This window comes from Amycolatopsis sp. NPDC098790 (assembly GCF_044759945.1).
In the GTDB taxonomy this organism is placed as follows: Bacteria; Actinomycetota; Actinomycetes; order Mycobacteriales; family Pseudonocardiaceae; genus Amycolatopsis.
The window spans coordinates 407,484-426,208 of the sequence record NZ_JBIWAI010000004.1 but is presented as its reverse complement, the minus strand read 5'-3'; the positions used below and the strand labels follow the sequence as shown (position 1 = coordinate 426,208).

General features: G+C 72.9%; 11 protein-coding genes. 6 read left to right on the top strand and 5 right to left on the bottom strand.

What is annotated here, in order from left to right:
* Window positions 1–48: 48 nt before the first annotated feature.
* Window positions 49–2,184 (top strand): tetratricopeptide repeat protein, encoded by a 2,136-nt coding sequence (locus ACIQWX_RS31345; protein WP_400878659.1) that lies wholly within the window; start codon window positions 49–51, stop codon window positions 2,182–2,184.
* A gap of 368 nt (window positions 2,185–2,552) precedes the next feature.
* Here the strand turns inward: ACIQWX_RS31345 and ACIQWX_RS31340 are convergent, their stop codons facing one another.
* Window positions 2,553–3,776 (bottom strand): hypothetical protein, encoded by a 1,224-nt coding sequence (locus ACIQWX_RS31340; protein WP_400878656.1) that lies wholly within the window; start codon window positions 3,774–3,776, stop codon window positions 2,553–2,555.
* Window positions 3,777–4,004: 228 nt separating this feature from the next.
* On the opposite strand from ACIQWX_RS31340, the gene ACIQWX_RS31335 reads away from it, so the two are divergent.
* Together ACIQWX_RS31335 and ACIQWX_RS31330 are read left to right on the top strand one after the other, a co-directional pair.
* Window positions 4,005–7,043 carry a BTAD domain-containing putative transcriptional regulator gene (locus tag ACIQWX_RS31335; protein ID WP_400879769.1) on the top strand — a complete coding sequence of 1,013 codons (3,039 nt, stop codon included), beginning with the start codon at window positions 4,005–4,007 and terminating at the stop codon, window positions 7,041–7,043.
* Window positions 7,044–7,380: 337 nt separating this feature from the next.
* Complete coding sequence (locus ACIQWX_RS31330; RefSeq protein ID WP_400878653.1) at window positions 7,381–7,713, top strand: helix-turn-helix domain-containing protein; 333 nt, start codon at window positions 7,381–7,383, stop codon at window positions 7,711–7,713.
* Window positions 7,714–8,255: 542 nt separating this feature from the next.
* Here ACIQWX_RS31330 and ACIQWX_RS31325 read toward each other — a convergent pair.
* Both ACIQWX_RS31325 and ACIQWX_RS31320 read right to left on the bottom strand, forming a co-directional pair.
* Window positions 8,256–9,326, bottom strand: a complete 1,071-nt coding sequence (locus tag ACIQWX_RS31325; RefSeq protein WP_400878650.1) for an aldo/keto reductase — start codon at window positions 9,324–9,326, stop codon at window positions 8,256–8,258.
* An 84-nt stretch (window positions 9,327–9,410) separates the two neighbouring features.
* On the bottom strand, window positions 9,411–10,925 hold the full coding sequence (locus tag ACIQWX_RS31320) for a tannase/feruloyl esterase family alpha/beta hydrolase (RefSeq protein WP_400878647.1): 1,515 nt from the start codon (window positions 10,923–10,925) through the stop codon (window positions 9,411–9,413).
* Window positions 10,926–11,061: 136 nt separating this feature from the next.
* Here ACIQWX_RS31320 and ACIQWX_RS31315 point away from each other — a divergent pair, with 136 nt between their 5' ends.
* Both ACIQWX_RS31315 and ACIQWX_RS31310 read left to right on the top strand, forming a co-directional pair.
* Window positions 11,062–14,397, top strand: coding sequence for an AAA family ATPase (locus ACIQWX_RS31315; protein WP_400878644.1), 3,336 nt, complete (start codon window positions 11,062–11,064; stop codon window positions 14,395–14,397).
* Window positions 14,398–14,489: 92 nt separating this feature from the next.
* Window positions 14,490–15,524 (top strand): alpha/beta fold hydrolase, encoded by a 1,035-nt coding sequence (locus ACIQWX_RS31310; protein ID WP_400878641.1) that lies wholly within the window; start codon window positions 14,490–14,492, stop codon window positions 15,522–15,524.
* Window positions 15,525–15,530: 6 nt separating this feature from the next.
* Here ACIQWX_RS31310 and ACIQWX_RS31305 read toward each other — a convergent pair whose 3' ends face one another.
* On the bottom strand, window positions 15,531–17,123 hold the full coding sequence (locus ACIQWX_RS31305) for an ABC-F family ATP-binding cassette domain-containing protein (protein ID WP_400878638.1): 1,593 nt from the start codon (window positions 17,121–17,123) through the stop codon (window positions 15,531–15,533).
* A 192-nt stretch (window positions 17,124–17,315) separates the two neighbouring features.
* On the opposite strand from ACIQWX_RS31305, the gene ACIQWX_RS31300 reads away from it, so the two are divergent.
* Entirely contained in the window at window positions 17,316–18,338 is a 1,023-nt protein-coding gene (locus ACIQWX_RS31300) for an NAD-dependent epimerase/dehydratase family protein (protein WP_400878635.1), read from the top strand.
* Here ACIQWX_RS31300 and ACIQWX_RS31295 read toward each other — a convergent pair.
* Window positions 18,335–18,718 (bottom strand): VOC family protein, encoded by a 384-nt coding sequence (locus ACIQWX_RS31295; protein ID WP_400878633.1) that lies wholly within the window; start codon window positions 18,716–18,718, stop codon window positions 18,335–18,337. The genes ACIQWX_RS31300 and ACIQWX_RS31295 overlap by 4 nt on opposite strands.
* Window positions 18,719–18,725: the final 7 nt, after the last annotated feature.

Sequence of the window (18,725 nt, the reverse complement as noted above, 5' to 3'; positions counted from 1 at the left end):
TGCTCACCCTGTAGACAGGGAAGTTCCGGGTGCGTCGGGGGTGTTCGGGTGAACGGCGTCAGCGAGGGTGGTCGCAAGGCGGCGACGGGGGCGGATGAGCAGAACGTCGCCCGGTCACCGGGCAGCGAGTGGTTGCCGGACGTGCCGGCCCAGCACGGTGCCGCCGACCCGGAGCCTGCCGCCGTGCCGGGCAGTCCCCGTCAGCTGCCCCCGCCACCCGCGCACTTCGTCAGCCGCGCCGACGAACTCTCGGACCTCGATGCGCTCGTCGGCCCCGGTGGGGGCGCCCGCGCGCAGGTGGTCGTCGTGGTCGGTCCCGGCGGGGTGGGGAAGACGGCGCTGGCCGTGACGTGGGCGGCCGGCCATGCCCACCGCTACCCCGACGGGCAGCTCTACACCGACTTGCGCGGCTTTTCCGCGGACACCGCCGTGGCGCCGGAGGAGGTGCTGGGCATCTTCCTCCGTGCGCTGGGCGTCCCGCCGGAACGGGTGCCGGCCGGGCTGTCCGAGCAGGTCGGGCTCTACCGGACGGTGACCGCCGGGCGCCGCTTGCTGGTGGTGCTGGACAACGCCGTGTCGACCGCCCAGGTGCGTTCGCTGATCCCGGCGTCGGCCGCGTGCGCGGTGGTCGTGACGAGCCGGCTCCGGCTGGACGGGCTACTCGCCGACGGCGCCCGGTTCGTGGACGTGGCGCCGCTGCCCCGTGAAGACGCGATTACGCTGCTCACCCGGACGTTCGGGCCGAGCCGGGCCGGCGCGGAGCCGGCGGCGGTGGCGGAGCTGGCCGAGCTGTGCGGCCGGTTCCCGATCACCCTGCGGGTCGCGGCGGCCCGGCTGGCCGCTCGGCCGCGCTGGCCCGTGTCCCGGGTGGTGGCGCAGCTGCGCGACGAGCGTTCGCGGCTCGCCACGCTGTCCCGGCTGGCGGGCGCTGAGGAGTCGGCGACGGCCGCGTTCGACTGGTCCTACCGCGAGCTGCCGGAGCACGCGGCGGCGCTGTACCGGCTGACAGCCGAAGCCCCGGTGCCGGAATTCACCGCGGGGCTCGCGGCCGCGGTCACCGGCCTGCGGGAGCACGACGTGGGCGACGCGCTGGAGGTGCTGGTCGACGCGAGCCTGCTCGAGGAGGCCGACCTCGATTTCTACCGGTTCCACGACCTGGTCCGGCTGCACGCGCGGGCCCAGCGGGACGAGGACCGGTTCGAAGCCGTGCCCCGCGCCGCCCGGTGGTACCTGCGGGAGCTGACCCGGGCGAACCTGGTCGTGATCCCCTCGCGCTGGCGCCTGAGCCCGGTCGCCGACGAGGTGCGGGCCGAGCCGGCGTCGTTCGCCACGGACGGCGAAGCGCTGGACTGGCTGGCCGGCGAGCTGCCGAACGTGCTGCCGCTGCTGGAGGAGGCGGTGGCCGACCGGCACGACGAACTCGCGTGGCAGCTCTGCGAAGCGTTGTGGGAGCTGCTGCTGTACCGCAAGCACTATCCGGAGTGGCTGCGCTCGCACGAGCTGGGCATCACCGCGGCCCAGCGCTGCCAGGACCGGGTGGCCGAGTCGCGGCTGCGCTACCAGCTGGGGCGGGCCCACCTGGACCTCGGGCAGCTCGACCCGGCCGAGCGGGAGACGCGCTGGGCGGCGGAGCTGGCACGGGAGGCCCACGACCGGCGGAACGAGTCCGCGGCCCTGGAGCAGCTGGGGATGGTGATGCAGAGCCGAGGCGACCTCGACGCGGCGGTCGGGCTGTTCGCCGACAGCCTGCGCATCGAAGAAGAGCTGGGCTTCGAACGCGGGGTGGCGGCGCGGCACTGGCGGATCGGCGAAGCGCTGCTGCGAGCCGGCCGTGAAGCGGCGGCGGCGCGGCACCTCGAGGCAGCAGCGCAGGTCTTCGCGGAAATCGGTGACGACAAGGGAGCGGCCAGGACGGCCATCGGACTGGCCCGGATCGACGCGCGATCCGGGCGTCCCGATGTGGCGATCCGGCGCCTCGAACACGCGCGGGGCGTGCTGGGCCGGCTGGGATCAGCGGTGCACGAGGCGAACGTGCTGCTCGCGCTGGCCGAAGTCGCCGAGGCTGACGACCAAGTCCGTGCCTATCTCACCGAGGCGGTCGAGCTGCTGGCCGACGTCGGCGGCGCGTCGCTGGACCGGGCACGGGCCGCGCTCGAGGCGGTGGACGGCGGCGAGGGCGGGTAGCCGTCGCCCGGTGATCAGCCAGAGGCAGGCGGCGGCCGCGGCGAGTTCGCCGGCGTCGGGATCGACGAGCGTGGTGTCGCCGCTGTGGTCGCCGAGAAGCAGGCCGGACGCACGGATCTGGACGGCGGCCACGGTCAGCCCGGGAAGCCGGTCGAGCAGCGCGGCCAGTGCCGCCCGGCCGTCGGCGTGGCAAGCGCGGGGTTCGGTGAGTATCGCGTCGGCGAGCGAAAGCCGGCCCGGTGGTGTGCCGGTGATCGTCGTACCGCGGCGGTTTTCGCCGCCGTCGGCCGGGAAGCGCCGGTCGGATGGCGAGTCCGTCATCACCGTGCCGTACCGGCCTTCCCAGCCGCAGTACCAGCGCGTGAGGCTCATGCCGGCACCGGCTTCGGCAGCGGCACCGGGGAAACCGGCACCGCACGAGCCGGCTCCGGCAGACCCAGCAGCCGGTAGCAGGTGCGGCGCAGGACGTGCCCGGCCCGCCCGGGCCGGGACGTCAGCAGCTTTCGCACCAGCCCGGGCAGCCCGGCGGCGTCGCGCGCGTCGGCCGCGGCGCACAGCTGAGGCGGCAACGGCTCCTCCGGCCGCCACCGGGGTGCGTGCCGGGCGAGGACCTCGCTCGGCGTGCCGGGCAGGAGCGGCCGGTCCCGGCTCTCCGCGAGCAGGACGGCCGCGCCCGCCGCGGCGCCGTAGCCGGTCACGGATCCGTAGTCGCCGAGGACGTGGTCGGCGGCGGCCAGCGCGGCACGCCACCCCTCGTCCGGCGGGATGAGCGTGAGGCCGGCGCGGACGGCGTCGGCGAGCCAGGACCGGACCTGCCACGCGCCGTGGTGGGCCCAGATCTGCGGGTGCAGGGCGCCGACGACGTGGTAGCGGTCGCGGGGCAGCCCGGCCAGGACGCGGTCGAACAGGTCCGGGTGGCGGCCGAAAGCCGACTGCGGTGACCAGGTGGTCGAGACCACGACGACCTCCTGCCCGTCGGTGGCGCCGAGAGCCCGCCGGTACCGGTCGCGGTGCGGCAGGCTGGCGGTGAGGCGGTCCAGTGCGATGTCGCCGGCGACGACCGCGGCGGGCAGCGCCGCCGGGCAGGCTTCCGCGAGCAACTCGTGCTCGCGGTCGTGGACGAGGACGATCGCGTCGGCGCGGACCCGGCCTTCGTGCATCAGCTGGTCGGGGCCGAGCCCCGTCTGAGGCTGGTGGGTCCGCGCGGTGGCCGGCGGACGCCACGGCCGGTACTGCCCGAACCCGCCGCCGTGGGGGACCAGCACAGCCGGGGCGGTCAGGTCGTCGAGTCCGCGCGTGCTGCCGGCGAGGACGAGGTCGACGTCGGCGCGGCGTGCCTGGGCCCAGGGAAGCACCGTGCCGCCGTGCGCGCGGAGGAAGTCGTGCAGGGCGGGCCAGCTGTCCCCGTCTCCGGGATCGGTGAACACGACCTGGACGCGGTGGTCGGCTTCGAACAGCGGCAGCAAGTCGAGCAACCGCGTCCCGGCCACGATGTGCGGCACGAGCACGAGAACGGATTTGGTGCCGTGCCGGGTGGCGAAGTGCGCGTCGGCGGCTCCGATGGGGCTGCGTACCCAGGTGCTCTCGGTCATCACGGTCCTCCGGAAGTCGTGTCCATTAGTTGTCACGAAAGTCGGGGACCCGTCTGAGAAATGCCTTTCGGCCTGTGCTTTCGCTGCTTGACAATGGATCAACGTTGATCGTCAGCGAGCCTCCCGAATCGCTCTGACCTGGTCCTTCCGTGGAATCAATGGGAAAGTGATCGCGGAGGAGCGGGCGGTGGACGGTGTTCACCGTGGGGAAAGGGGGGCGGCGTGGAAATGGTGTTCGGAATTCTCGGGCAGACGGCCTTGCTGATGCACGGGAAAGTGGATGTGAAGTGGGCCCAGCCGCGGTCGAGGCAGGTGCTCGCCGCCTTGCTGACGTGGCCGAACCACCGGTTCTCCGTCGACGACGTCGTCGAATGGGTGTGGGCCGACGACGAGAGCGTGCCGCGGGGAGCGCTGGCGACCCTGCACCAGAACGCCGCGCACTTGCGGCACGCCTTGCAGGCGAAGGGCATCGACGCACGCGTCGCGGTCGGCAAGACCGGGTGCGTGGTCGAGATCGACCCCGGACTCGTCGACCACGTCGCGTTCGGCCGCCTGCTGGCGCCGGCGCGGCAGCTGCGCGACCAGGGCGACCACCACCGCGCCCACGTCGAAGCGCAGGCGGCGATGCGGCTGTGGCGCGACGAGCCGCTGGCCGACCTGCGCACGCGCCGAGCCGCGGGTTGGCGCGCGCAGTGGCTGCGCAGCCACTGGCTCCCGGCGAACGCGTTGCTGGTCGCCGAACTGCTGGCCGTCGGACAGGCCGACGTCGCGCTCGGCAGGTTGATGGAGCTCGAACAGGCCCACCCGCTGGAGCTGAGCCTCGCGAAGCTGCGGATCCGCGCCCTCGCCGCGGCTGACCGCCCCGGAGAGGTGACCGAGTTCTACCTCGCGATGCGCCGGCAGTACCTCGAAGCGGGGGAGCTGCGGGCCGCGGACGAACTACGGGCGGCGCACGAGGAGGTGCTCGCCGGCGACGGTGCCTTCCCGCGGCAGGTGGTCAAAATCCCCGCCGTCGCGGAGGAACCGGAGTGCCCGCCGGTGTGGCACGTCCCGCCGGACTGCGACGAGCTCGAGGGGCGGGCCGAACTGCTCGCGGAGCTGGACGCGTTCACCTCCGACTCGAGCGGTGCACCCCGCCCGGGCGTGGTCGTGGTGACCGGCGGACCGGGCGTCGGCAAGTCCACCGCGGTGGTGCGGTGGGCGCACCGCACGCGGCGGCGGTTCCGCCACGGCGTCGTCTTGCTGGACCTGCGCGGGGACAGCCAGGCGACGGCCGCGAACGGCGGCGAGGTCGTCGACACGTTGTTGTCGCTGCTGGACTTCCCGGTCGACCAGGTGGTGAACCCGGTGGCGCGTGCGGCGAAACTGGCGGCGTTGCTGCGGCGCCGCCCGCTGTCGGTGGTGCTCGACAACGTCCGCAGCCGCGAGCAGGTCGCCCCACTGCTGGGCGTGCTGGCCGCGTGCACGGTGCTGGTGGTGTCGCGGTGGCGGCTGCCTTCACTGGCCGCCACGGTGTCCCCGCCCGTGGTCACCGTGCAGCCCTTGGCCGCCGCGGACGCGACGGCGATGCTGGAGCGCAGGATCGGCAGGCGCGCCCGGGAAGACCGCCGCGGCCTCGCCGAACTGGTGCGGGTGTGCCGGGGCAACCCGCTGGCGCTCACGCTGGTGGCCGATCGGGCGCTGGCACGCACGGGCATGGTGCTCCCGACGCTGGCCGGGCTGCTGCGCGACGCCGACCTGCTGCTGGACCTCGGGCACGAGGGCGACTGGCCGCAACGCAGCCTGCGCGCGGCGTTCACCGTGTCCTACCAGGCGCTGGCCGCCGACGAGCGGCGCGCGCTCGCGGTGATCGGGCTGCACCCGGGCGCGGAGGTCACGGTCGAAGCCGTCGCGGCCGCGGACGGGCGGCCGCCGGCCGCGGTGCGCCGCTCGCTCGACGTCCTCGTCTCGGCGCACCTGCTCGAGCACCCCGGCGACCTCGACCGCTACCGCGTCCACGACCTCCTGCACGCCTACGCCGCTTCGGTCGCGGCGCAGCTGGACGACGTCGCGGCGGTACGGCGCCGGCTGTTCGAGTTCTACCTGCTGATGGCCCGCGACGCGCACTGCCTGGTGTTCCCGCACAAGCCGCCGCCCCAGCTGCCCGCCACGACCCTGGAGTGGCGAGGTGCCGGTTTCGCCGGCGCCGCCGCGGCGCGGCAGTGGGTGATCCGGGAGAGGAGCCTGCTGGCCGAGGTCGTCGCCGGCGCCGCCGCGGTGGGACTGCACGAGATCGCCTACCACCTCCCGGCGCTGTTCGCGGAGTTGTTCGTGGCGAAGGGCTACTTCGCCGACGCGATCGGCTGCCTCACGACCGCGGTCGGCAGCGTCGAAGCGGTGCTCGCGGAGGCAGGCGGTGAGCAGGCGCGGCTGCGGCAGATGCTGGGCTCGCACCTGAACGACCTCGGCGTCGTCCTGATGCACCGCGGGGAGGAGAAGCAGGCGGAACAGCACCTCCGGCGCGCGCTGGAGCTGGCGGAGGCGGACGGCTTCCCGCTGGGCCGGATCGCCTCGACGCTGAACCTGGCCCGCTGGCACCTGCGGTCCGGTCGCGCGGCGGAAGCCGCGGTGCTGGGTCGGCTGGCGCTCGAGGTGGCCTACGAGCTGGGCGAGCCGTCGCTGTGCGCGGTCGCCGCGCACCGGCTCGCGAACGCGCTGGTGGCGGCGGGCGGGTTCGAGCAGGAGGCGGCCGAGCTGTACGCCGAGGCACTGGCCGACCTGCGGGACACGGCGGAGGTGACGACGCGGCTGGAGATCCACACCGCGTGGGCGTCCCTGCTGACCGACCAGGGACGGCTGGCCGAGGCCGACGAGCAGTGCCGGCGAGCTTCCGAGCTGACGTCCGCGAGCCTGAGCCTGTCGTCGGTGATGAAGCTGAACACGGTCCTGGCCCGGCTGAGGCACGAGCAGGGCAACGCGCGTGCGGCTTTGTGGTACGCGTACCGGGCGGTCGAGCTGGCCGACCGCACCGGGCACGCCACCGGGCAGGCCAGGGCGTTGTCGGCGTTGGCGGCGATCCTGCGCGAGCGCGAGAACCGGGCGGACGCGCGGGCGCTGTGGTTGCAGGCGGCGGAGCTCTACCGCGGGCGGGAGCGTGGCATGCGGGTAGCGGAGCTGGGCGAGCTGATAGCGGAGCTCGACGCGTCGGAGCCGGCCGTTCCGGCCGCGCGCGACGGCGATCGCGACACGGTGGCGATGCTTCCGCCGCGGTTGCAGCGAGAGCGGTAGTCCGGGAATCCCACTTCGTCCGGAGTGCCGGGTTTCCCTTGCGCAGCCATGATCCGCAGATGATTGTCCACAGTGGATTCATTCGATTCGGTGATTGGTGTCCACGGCATGCGATGCGGAGACTCGAACCCGCGGGAGCGGTGGCGTCGGCCACAGAATCGCCGATCCGCGTCATCATCGCCGACCGCGGTCGTTCCACCAGGGGCAGTGAGGGGAGCGGCCATGAGCAGGGAGCGACCGAGCACCACACTCGCGGCGGTTTACCAGCCCGCGGCGATGCCGTTGGCTGGTTGGGTACGGAGTGCCGCGCACCCGGACCAGCTGGGCGGTTGATCTCGTGAGCGACGACCACAGAGCCGAGCCCGCACCTGTGCCCGACGACGTGGTCCGGGAGCTGGCCGAACACTACGCGGCCGGGGAGACGATCGAAGGGCTGGTCGCGCGGTACCCGTACAGCTACCGCAAGATCCGGACGGCGTTGCTCGACGCCGGAGTCACGTTGCGGCCGCCGCGCATCCCGCTACCGCCGACACCGCCCGGGCTGGTCAACGCCTATCTCGACGGGCGGTCGATCCGCCAGCTCGCGACGACCTACGGCATGTCGTACAACCAGACCAGGAACCTCCTGCTGGCCGAAGGGGTAGAACTCCGGCGGCGCGGTCAACCCTGACGCTTCCTGCGCGGCCGGGCTTCGCGAGAGGCGCGAACCCCGGCCGCCATGCGGTCGCGGTCAGTTGGCGCCACGCATGATGATCCACCACAGGGGCAGCATCATGGATTCCTCCTTCGTCGTTCGGGGACCGGCGCGGCGTTGGCGTCGCAGGTGGACGAGGATGAAGATTGGACCTCATCCAACTTGGGACACTTCACGAGTAGGCCTCTTTCGACGGTCATTCGATGGGGTGGGTTGCGTCAAGAGTACGCACCGGATCGAAGCCAATCTTAGCCGGGTCGTCACTCGGCTGAACGACACGGTCGGGTAAATGCCACCCGAAGGTCTGACCTGCGGTGATTGGCGGTTGATCCACAGATTGTGTCGCCGTTGTCGCTCCACTGTAGAGCTTCGCTGGGCAGTGAAGCCGTGGCGCGGCAAGGGATTTGACTTCCCTCACCCCGGGTAGAGCAATGCGGCCACCCGTCCGAGTGGCCGCATTCCTGTCCTGTTCTCGTTCGCCGACAAAATGCGAGAAATATTCACTCGAAAGGGTGGAGTTACCAGTTTAGTATTGCGGGTGCGTACCCCGCCGGCTTGTCGCCCACCTTCGTGTCCGGTGAGACGATCCAGTTCTGGTACTGCGCCGTGAACATCCGGTACACCGACGCCGGCGGGACCGCGCTCGCCTCGTCGAGCACCGTGCGCAGCTCGGCCGGGATCTCGAAGTCCAGCGCCGCCATGCTCGCTTCCAGCTGGCCCGCGCTGCTCGCGCCCACGATTGCCGCGGCTATGCCCGGTTGGGTGGCCACCCAGTTGATCGCCACCTGGGCCATCGTCACGCCCAGCTTGCCCGCCACCTCTTCCAGCGGCTTCAGCAACTGCCAGTCGTGGTCCGTCCACGTCTGGGCGGACGGGTCGGCGAACCGGCCGGAACCGCCGTCGCGGTACTTGCCCGTCAGGAAACCTCCGGCCAGTGGGCTCCACGCCGTGACGCCGAGACCGAGCTCCTGGCCCATCGGGACGTGCTCGGTCTCGATCTGGCGCTGCACCAAGGAATACGGCAGCTGCAGGTTGATCATCGGACTGAGCGAGTTCGCCTCGGCGATGCTCTGGGCGCGAGCCGCGTACCAGGCCGGTACGTCGGACAGGCCCGCGTAGCGGATCTTGCCCGCCCGAACCTGGTCGTCGAGCGTGCGGACGACCTCTTCGACCGGCGTGAGGCGGTCCCACGTGTGCAGCAGGAACAGGTCGACGTAGTCGGTGCCCAGCCGGCGCAGCGACGCCTCGAGCGCGCGGACCAGGTGCTTGCGGCCGTTGCCGCCCGCGTTGGGGTCGCCCGGGTCGACGCTGTTGGTGAACTTGGTGGTCAAGACCACCCGGTCGCGCACCTTCGCTTCGGCGATGAGGCGGCCGAGGATCGTTTCGCTTTCGCCGGCGGTGTAGAAGTCCGCCGTGTCGACGAAGTTGCCGCCCTCGTCGAGGTACTTGCGGAAGATCGGGCGGGCTGCGTCTTCGGTTTTGCCGTAGGCGGCGTGGAAACCGCCGGTGCCGAAGTTCATGGTGCCGAGCGCGAGCCTGCTGACGCGGAGGCCGGAGCGGCCGAGGAGGTAGTACTGGTCGAGTGCCATGACTCCACCGTGCCGAGCCATTTTTGGACCCGCAAGTCCATTCGCTGTGGGTGCCGGAGGGAGGCCGGCACCCACAGCGAACGGTCAGCGGCAGCGGTAGCTCGACGCCACCGCCGGGTCGCCACCCGTGTACCGCGACACCGACGGGAGCGGGCACAGGTTTCGCGTCTTGCCGTCCGCCGAAGCGGCCGTCAACGTGGCCGGGGCCTTGCCCTTTTCGACCCAGTCGACCAGCTGGCCGAGCGCGTTCGTCGGCTCCGGGCCGCCACCGCCGAAGCAGTGCTCGACACCCGGCGCCGAGAACAGCCGGTAGAAGTCGTTCACCCGCTGCGCGCCACCCATGGTGCGCTCGACCTCACGGCGGTAGGACAGCGTGCCGCCCGGCGGGATCAGCTGGTCGTTCGCGCCCACGAACGTGATCAGCTTGCCGCCGGCGCGGCGGAAGGCCGACAGGTCGGGGTCGGACGTGCCGATGACGTCGTCGTACTCGCGCACCGACTGGCGGAACACGTCGGCGAACTGGGCGTACGTCAGCTTCGCGGTGTCGAAGCCCGCCTGCTTCTCGACGAACGACTGCACCCACTTGACGGCCACCGGGAAGCCCGGCGCGACGAGCGTGCCGTCGGGGCCCGGCTGCGTGCCGGCCAGCCACGTGAAGTCCGCGCCCTTGGGCAGCCCGGACCACAGCTTGCGGCCGCGCTCGTCGGTCGGGCCGGCCCAGATCTTGCGCATGACCTCGGCGTCCGCCGCCGTGACGGTGAACTCCTGGCCGTCGCAGACGACCTTCGTCCCGACGAGGGTGCGCGGGTCGTAGCTGCATTCGTCCGGCCGGTCGACGATGCCGTTGGTGACGCCGTCACGCGCGTCGCACGCCTGGACCGCGGCGTTGCGGAACGCCGTGAGCACGCAGGTGCTCGGGAAGTCGTGGCTCTGGTTCATCACGACCTGCGGCCACAGCGTCGCGACGGCGAACTGCGTCCAGTCGACGGCCGGGGCGTTGGCGAGGATGCCGTCGAAGTCGTGGGCGTAGTTCTGCGCTTCGGAATAGCCCTGGCGGCCGCCGGTCGAGCAGCCCGTCCAGTAGGAGTACGCCACCGGGCGGTGGTAGTACCGCTGCGTGACGGCCTTGCCGATCAGGGCCTCTTCGTGCACCGAACGGGTGGCGAAGTTGGTCAGGAGCGTCTGGTCGACCTTGCCCGGCGCGGTCAGCGCCCACGACGTGTCGAGCCCGTCCAGGGACACGCCGGCGTCCGTCGTGACGCCGGTGTAGCCGTCCTTGACGGCCTGGGCGAGCCCGTCGAAGTTGCCGGCGGCGTAGGCGCTGCCGCCGAGGGCCTGCAGGCGGCCGGTCCAGCCGGTGTCGGGCAGGGCCACGGCGACCTTGACGTGGTCGGTGCCGGAGTGGGTCAGCGTGACGGTGATCTGGCAGTACGCGGACTTGTGGTCCGCCTGCACCGACTCGATCTTCGCGCCGGCGGGCGCCTCGACCGGCACCGCGGCGCAGACCGGCGTCGTGGCCGACGCGCTGGGCGCGAGCGGGACCAGGCCGGTCAGCAGGAGCGGCACGGCGGCCGCCAAGAACTTGGGGATGCGTCTCATCGGTTCCTCGGGTCGCTTGCGTGGACGCTGCGAAGCTAGGCGGCCGGGTGCCGCGGCGGCGCCCGTCGGATGACGCTGCCGGTGTACGTCACCCGGCCTTGAGCTGCGGAAACGCGGGTTGGGTAAGGTCGGTTGCATGGCGTTGCACGGGCGGGAAGCCGAGCTGAAGGAGCTGGGCGAGCTCGTCGACGGTCCCGCGGACCGCAGCGGCGTCGTGATCCGCGGCGAGGCGGGCATCGGCAAGTCGGCGCTGGTGGCGGAGACGGCGGACGCGGCGTCGGTCGCGGGCCTGCGCGTGCTGCGGACGACCGGTGCGGAGGCCGAGCAGAACCTCGCGTACGCGGGGTTGCACCAGCTGCTGTACCCGGTCCGGGCGGGGGTGGCCGAGCTGCCGGCGCCGCAGCGGGACGCGCTGAGCACGGCGCTGGGCCTGGCGGACGGCGCTTCGCCGAGCGCGTACCTGGTGGGGTTGGCGGCGTTGACGTTGCTGGCCGAAGAGGCGGTCGCGAAGCCGTTGCTGCTGGTGGCCGAGGACGTGCACTGGCTGGACCGGGCGAGCGCGGACGTCCTGGCGTTCGTGGCGCGGCGGATCGAGAACGAGCCGATCGTCCTGGTGGCGACGCTGCGGGAGGGGGCTGCTTCGCCGTTGCTGGACGCGGGGCTGGCGCCGATGGTGCTGAACCGGCTGGCGGCGGACGACGCGGCGGATCTGCTGGACGCGGTCGCGCCCCGGCTGGCGCCGGCGGTGCGGACCAGGTTGCTGACCGAGGCGGCGGGGCACCCGCTGGCGTTGACGGAGTTGCCGTCGGCGCTGGCGGATTTCGACGGGTTGGACCCGGTGCTGCCGTTGACGGAGAGGCTGGAGCGCACGTTCACGGCCCGGGTGGCGGGGTTGCCGGAGGCGACTCGGACGGCGCTGCTGGTGGCGGCGCTGAACGAGACGACGGCGCTGGCCGAGACGCTCGCGGCGACGGGAGCGCTCCTCCGCGGGGCGTGCGGTGCCGGACCGGGTGGTGGTCGTGCGGGGTGGGCTTTGGGCGGCGGTGTCGAGTGGCCTGGCCAGGCGGTCGCCGGCGGCGCGGGGCCAGCTTCACGCGGCGAGGCCGAGGGGTCGGGTGGCCAGGTGGCTGGTGGCCGCGCGGGGTGGGCTTTGGGCGGCGAGGCCGAGCAGTCGGGCCAGGCGGCTGGTGGCCGCGCGGGGTGGGTTTTGGGCGGCGAGGCCGAGCAGTCGGGCCAGGCGGCTGGTGGCCGCGCGGGGTGGGTTTTGGGCGGCGAGGCCGGGCAGTCGGGCCAGGCGGCTGGTGGCCGCGCGGGGTCGGCTTCGGGCGGCGAGGCCGAGCAGTCGGGCCAGGCGGCTGGTGGCCGCGCGGGGTCGGCTTCGGGCGGCGAGGCCGAGCAGTCGGGTCAGGCGGTCGGTGGCCGCGCAGGGTCGACTCTGGGCGACGATGCCGAGCAGCCGGGCCAGGTGATCGCTGGCCGCGCGGGGCGAGCTTCACGCGGCGATGCCGAGCAGTCGGGCCAGGCGGCTGGTGGCCGCGCAGGGTCGGCTTTGGGCGACGATGCCGAGCAGCCGGGCCAGGCGGTCGGTAGCCGCGCGGGGCGAGCTTCACGCGGCGATGCCGAGCAGCCGGCCCTCGTCGTCGAGCCCGACATTCTCACGCCCGCCGTCGAGGCTCGGCTTGTCGAACTCTCCGCCGGGACCGTCACCTTCCGGCACCCCCTCATGCGCTCCGCCATCCCCGCCGCCGCGACGCCCGCCGAGCGGCGCCACGCCCACCTTGCCCTCGTCCAAGCCCTTCACGACCAGCCCGACCGCCGGGCCTGGCATCAAGCCGCCGCGACCGCCGGGCCCGATGAAACCGTCGCCGGTGAACTCGAACGGACCGCCGAACGCGCCCGCTACCGGGGTGGGGCCGCCGCGGCCATCGCCGCTCTCGAGCAGGCCGCGCGGCTGAGCAAGCCCGACACCCGAACCGCTCGGCTGCTCAAAGCCGCCGAACTGGCCGTCGAGTCCGGGCGGCGCGAGACCGCCGAACGGCTCGTGCACGCCGCCAACCCGGCGAGCAAAACCCACCGCGCCACCGCGAGCCGGCTGCTCAGCGAGTTCGAAGACGGCCTCCGCGAAGATCCCGCCCGCGTTGCCGAACTCGCCGCCACTGCCGAGACCGTCGCCGCCGATGGGGAAACCGCCGCCGCCCTGCGGATCCTCTGGAGCGCCGCCATGCGGTGCTTCTGGACCGAACCCGGGCCGGCCGCGCGAAAAGCGCTGCTCGACGTCGCCGACGCACTGCCCGTCCCGGCCGATGATCCGCGGATCGTGGCCGTCACCGCGTACGTCGCTCCCTTCGAACGCGGCCGGGGCGTCCTGGAAAAACTCGACGAGCTGGCCGCGCGGACCGGGGCCGATCCCGAAGTCGACCGCTACCTGGGCAGTGCCGCCCTGCAGGTCGGGGCCTTCGACCTCGCCGCCCGCTTCTCCGCGGCAGCCGCGCCGGGGCTGCGTGCGCAAGGGCGGCTCGGGGCGCTGCCCCGCGCGCTGGCCGTGCTCGCGTGGAGCCGCGTCCGGCTCGGGGACCTGGCCGGTGCCGTGCCCGCCGCCGCCGAGGCCGCCCGGTTCGCCCGGGAAACCGGCCAGCCGTTCATGTACGGGCTGGCCACCGCCGTCCAGGCCGAGATCGCCGCCCTGCGCGGCGACCACAAGCAGGCGAAAACCCTGACCGCCGAAGCCGAACGCACCGGGCTGGCCGCCGGGGCGCGACCCGTGCTCGCCACCGTCCAGCTCACGCGCGGGCTCACCAACCTGAGCGAGGGCCGCTTCGAGGACGCCTTCGCCGACCTGCGCCGGCTCCTCGACCCCGCCGACCCCGCCTACCAGCTGGCTTTGCGCGCGTACTGCGTCGCGGAGCTGGCCGAAGCCGCGGTGCGGGCCGGGCGGACCGGCGACCTGCGGGACGTCCTGGCCGAGCTGGAGTGCCTCGACTCGCCGTCGCCCGCGCTGCACATCGGCCTGCGGTACGCCCGCGCGGTGCTCGACCCGAGCGACGAGCGGTTCGCCGACGCGCTGGGCGCCGACCTGGGCGGCTGGCCCGCCGAACGCGGCCGCGTCCACCTGGCCTTCGGCGAGTGGCTGCGGCGGCAGCGGCGGGTCGTCGAGTCGCGGACGCACCTGCGGACCGCGCGCGAGGCGTTCGACGCCCTCGGCATGACGGCCTGGGCCGAGCGGGCGCGGCGCGAGCTGCGCGGCGCGGGCGAGTCGAGCCCGAACCGCGGCCCGGACGCGCGCGAGAAGCTGACCCCGCACGAGCTGAGCATCGCCCAGCTGGCCGCCGAAGGGCTGACGAACCGCGAGATCGGGCAGCGGCTGTACCTTTCGCACCGGACCGTCGGCACCCACCTGCACCGGATCTTCCCCAAGCTGGGCGTGAGCTCCCGCGCCGACCTCGCCGCGACGCTGAAAACCCTGGACGGGTGACGTACACCGGCTGCGTCACCTGACGGGCGCGCAAGTCACCGGACCGGCTCTAACGTCGTGAAAGTCCCACGGTCTTTCGCACAGGAGTGAAGATGATCAGCAGGAGAAGGTTCGGGCAGGCGTTCGCGGCGGGGCTGGCGGCGACGTCCTTGGCGGCCTGCTCGTCGAACGCGGCCGCCCCCGCCGCGGCGCCGTCGACGACCCCCGACCTGCGAGCCGGCTCCGGCGAACACACCTCGCTCGGCGAGGTCAAGCACGCCGACGCCGGGGTGCTGACCATGGCCTACTACGAGTCCGGGCCCGCGACCGGGCAGCCGGTGCTCCTGCTGCACGGCTGGCCGTACGACCCGTACAGCTACGTCGACGTCGCGCCGATCCTGGCCGCGGCCGGCTACCGGGTGATCATCCCGTTCCTGCGCGGCTACGGCCCGACGACGTTCAAGTCGGCCCAGACCGTCCGCAACGGCCAGCAGGCGGCGGTCGCGCTCGACGTCGTCGCGCTGATGGACACGCTCAAGATCGACAAGGCGGTCCTCGGCGGGTACGACTGGGGTTCGCGGACGGTCGACGTCATCGCGGCGCTGTTCCCGGAGCGGTGCAAGGCGGTCGTCGCGGTGAGCGGGTACATCGTGACGAACCTGGCGGCCAACCAGAAACCCCTGGCGCCGCAAGCGGAACTCGGCTGGTGGTACCAGTACTACTTCGCGACCGAGCGCGGCCGCGCGGGTTACGCGGCCAACCGCCACGACTTCAACAAGCTGATCTGGAAGACGGCGTCCCCGGCGTGGCACTTCGACGACGCGACCTACGACCGCAGCGCGGCGGCGTTCGACAACCCGGACCACGTGGACATCGTGGTCCACAACTACCGCTGGCGGCTGAGCCTCGCCCCGGGCGAGCCGCAGTACGAGGCGTACGAACAGAAGCTGCAGGCGGGCCCGCCGATCCCGGTCCCGGCGATCACGATCGCGAGCGACTTCGACGGCGCGGCCAAGGACGGCAAGGCGTACCGCTCGAAGTACACGGGCAAGTACGAGCACCGGATCCTGGACGGGATCGGGCACAACGTACCGCAGGAGGCGCCGAAGCCGTTCGCCCAGGCGATCCTCGACGCCGCCCGCATGTGACACCCGTCAGCCGCGCACCTCACCGCCTTCGAGCCGCAGCCACCGGTCGATCCCGATCGCGTCCAGGAACCGTTCGTCGTGGCTCACCACCACGAACGCGCCGCGGTACGCCGTCAGCGCGCTCTCGAGCTGGCCCGTGCTCACCAGGTCGAGGTTGTTCGTGGGCTCGTCCAGCAACAGCAGCTGCGGCGCCGGCTCGGCGAACAGCACGCACGTCAGCGTCGCGCGCAGCCGTTCCCCACCCGACAACACACCCACCGGCAGGTGCACCCGGGACCCGCGGAACAGGAAGCGCGCCAACAGGTTCATCCGCTGCGCCGGCGGCAGCCCCGGCGCGAACGACGCCAGGTTCTCGGCCACCGTCCGCTCGTCGTCCAGCAGATCCAAGCGCTGGGACAGGAACGCGATCCGCCCGTCCGCCCGCGACACCGAACCGGCGTCCGGCGCGAGATCCCCGTTCACCAGACGCAGCAAAGTGGACTTCCCGGCGCCGTTGGGCCCGGTCAGCGCGATCCGCTCCGGCCCGCGGATCGCCAGGTCGACGCCGTCCGGGAACAGCCCGCGCGCCCGCAGGCCCTCGCCGACGAACAGCGTGCGGCCCGCCGGGACCTCCGTGCGCGGCAGCTCCAGGCTGATCTTCTGCTCGTCCCGCCGGGCGCGTTCGGCCTGGTCGAGCTTGGCCTTCGCCGCGCCGACGCGGGCCGCGTGCGTGCCGTCCGCCTTGGCCGCCGACTCCTGGGCGTTGCGCTTCATCGTGCCCGCGAAGATCTTGGGCAGCCCGGCGTTGCCGAGGTTGCGTGACGCCGTGCTCGCGCGACGGGCCGCACGTTCCCGCGCCTGCTGCATCTCCCGCTTCTCGCGCTTGACCTCCTGTTCGGCGTTGCGGATGTTCTTCTCGGCAACCTCCCGCGCGGCGTGGACGGCCTCTTCGTACGACGTGAAGTTGCCGCCGTGGAACCGGATTTCGCCGCGGTCCAGCTCGGCGATCCGGTCCATCCGGTCGAGCAGCGCGCGGTCGTGGCTGACCACGACCAGGCACCCGGACCAGTCGTCGAGCACCGCGTACAGCCGGTGGCGGGCGTCGAGGTCGAGGTTGTTCGTCGGTTCGTCGAGCAGCAGCACGTCGGGCCGCTTCAGCAGCTGCGCGGCCAGCCCCAGTGAGACGATCTGGCCGCCGGACAGCGTGCTCAGCGTCCGGTCCAGTGCGAGGTCGAGGCCGAGCCGGTCCAGCTGGGCGCGGGTGCGTTCCTCGATGTCCCAGTCGGTGCCGATGGTGGTGAAGTGCGCCTCGGCGGCGTCGCCGGACTCGACGGCCGCGATGGCCGCCAGGACCGGCGCGACGCCGAGGACCTCGGCGACGGACGGCTCCCCGCTCAGCGGCAGTTCCTGCGGCAGGTAGCCGAGGACACCGCCGGCGGTGACGCTGCCCGCCGACGGCCGCAGGACACCCGCGACGAGCTTCAGCAGCGTCGTCTTGCCGGAGCCGTTCGGGGCGACGAGCCCGGTGCGGCCGCCAGGGAAGGTGGCGGAGAGGCGGTCGAACACGGGGGTGTCGTCCGGCCAGGAGAAGGACAGGCCGGACAGCACGATTTCGGACATGGTGAAGACCTCGAAGGGGTGTGAAGCGAAAGGGGGACGTCGAAAGCGGCCCGCACCGGCACTGCCGGGGGCCTGCACACTCCGGAGCTACCCGGAGATGTCGACGTCACCTGCCACGACTGGTCTCCTCCACAAGGATCTTCCTTCGAACATAGCAGGGTTGTCCGGCGACCGGCCGGGTAACCGCCCCCGATGCGCATCGTGGTCACGGGAGCAACGGGCAACATCGGCACCGGCGTCGTCGCGGCGCTGAAGGCCGATCCGCAGGTCGAGAAGGTCGTCGGGCTGGCGCGGCGGCCGGCCGAGGGCGTCGTCGCGGCCGACGTCGAGCGCGCCGACCTCGCGCCGCTCTTCCAGGGCGCGGACGCGGTCGTCCACCTGGCGTGGCTGTTCCAGCCGACGCGCCGGCCGGAGACGACGTGGCGCGCGAACGTCCTGGGATCACTGCGCGTGTTCGAGGCCGCGGCCGCGGCGGGCGTGCCGAAGCTCGTGTACTCGTCGTCCGTCGGCGCGTACTCGCCGCGTGTGGACGACGAGCCGGTCACCGAAGACTGGCCGACGCACGGCTGGCCCGGCGCGGCCTACACGCGCGAGAAGTCCTATGTGGAGCGTTACCTCGACGCGTTCGAGCAGCGCCACCCGAACCTCGACGTCGTCCGCGTCCGGCCCGCGTTCGTCTTCCAGCGCGCGGCCGCGACGGCGCAGCGCCGCCTGTTCGGCGGCCCGTTCGTGCCGGGCAGCCTGGTCCGGCCGGGGCTGATCCCGCTGATCCCGGACGTCCGGGGCCTGCGCGCGCAGGTCGTCCACACCGAAGACCTGGCCGACGCGGTCCGCCGCGTCGTGACGCGGCCGGTGAAAGGGCCGTTCAACATCGCGACGGGCCCGGTCGTCGACCCGAAGTTCGCCGCGGAGCTGCTGCACGCCCGGACGATCCCGGTGCCGGCGGGCGTGGTCCGGACCGCGGTGGACGCGGCGTGGCGGCTGCACGCCGTCCCCGCGACCCCCGGTCTCTTCGACGCCGTCATGCGGCTGCCGCTGATGGACACGAGCCGCGCGGAGTCCGAGCTGGACTGGCGGCCGAAGCACGATGCCGCGTACACGCTGAACGAGTTCCTCAAGGGACTTCGCGAGGGCGCGGGCGGAGACACGGCCCCGCTCGCGCCGGACGAGCACCGGCTGCACGAGATCGCGACGGGCGTCGGCAAGCGCCCCTAGCCGCTGGACGGCGCCTTGCTGAGGTCGACGACGCAGAAGCGGTTGCCGTCCGGGTCGGCGAGCACGACGAAGTCCGGTTCCGCGGGATAGCGGTCCCAGTCGACCTCGGTGGCACCCAGCCCGAGCAGCCGGGCGACCTCGGCCGTCTGCTCCGCGGTCGTGTCGACCAGCAGGTCGAGGTGCACGCGCGGGTACGGCTCGACCGGTGACTCGCTGTGCATCAGCCCGAGCGCGTGCCCGGAGCCGTCGGCGTGCTCCAGCGTGCGCCAGCGGTCGCTGGCCCACTCTTCGGCCACGACGAGGTGCAGCGCCGCCGACCAGAACGTGGCGGCGCGGTCCACGTCGGAAACGCCGATCACCGGAAATCCGAGCCTCAGCATCTTTCCG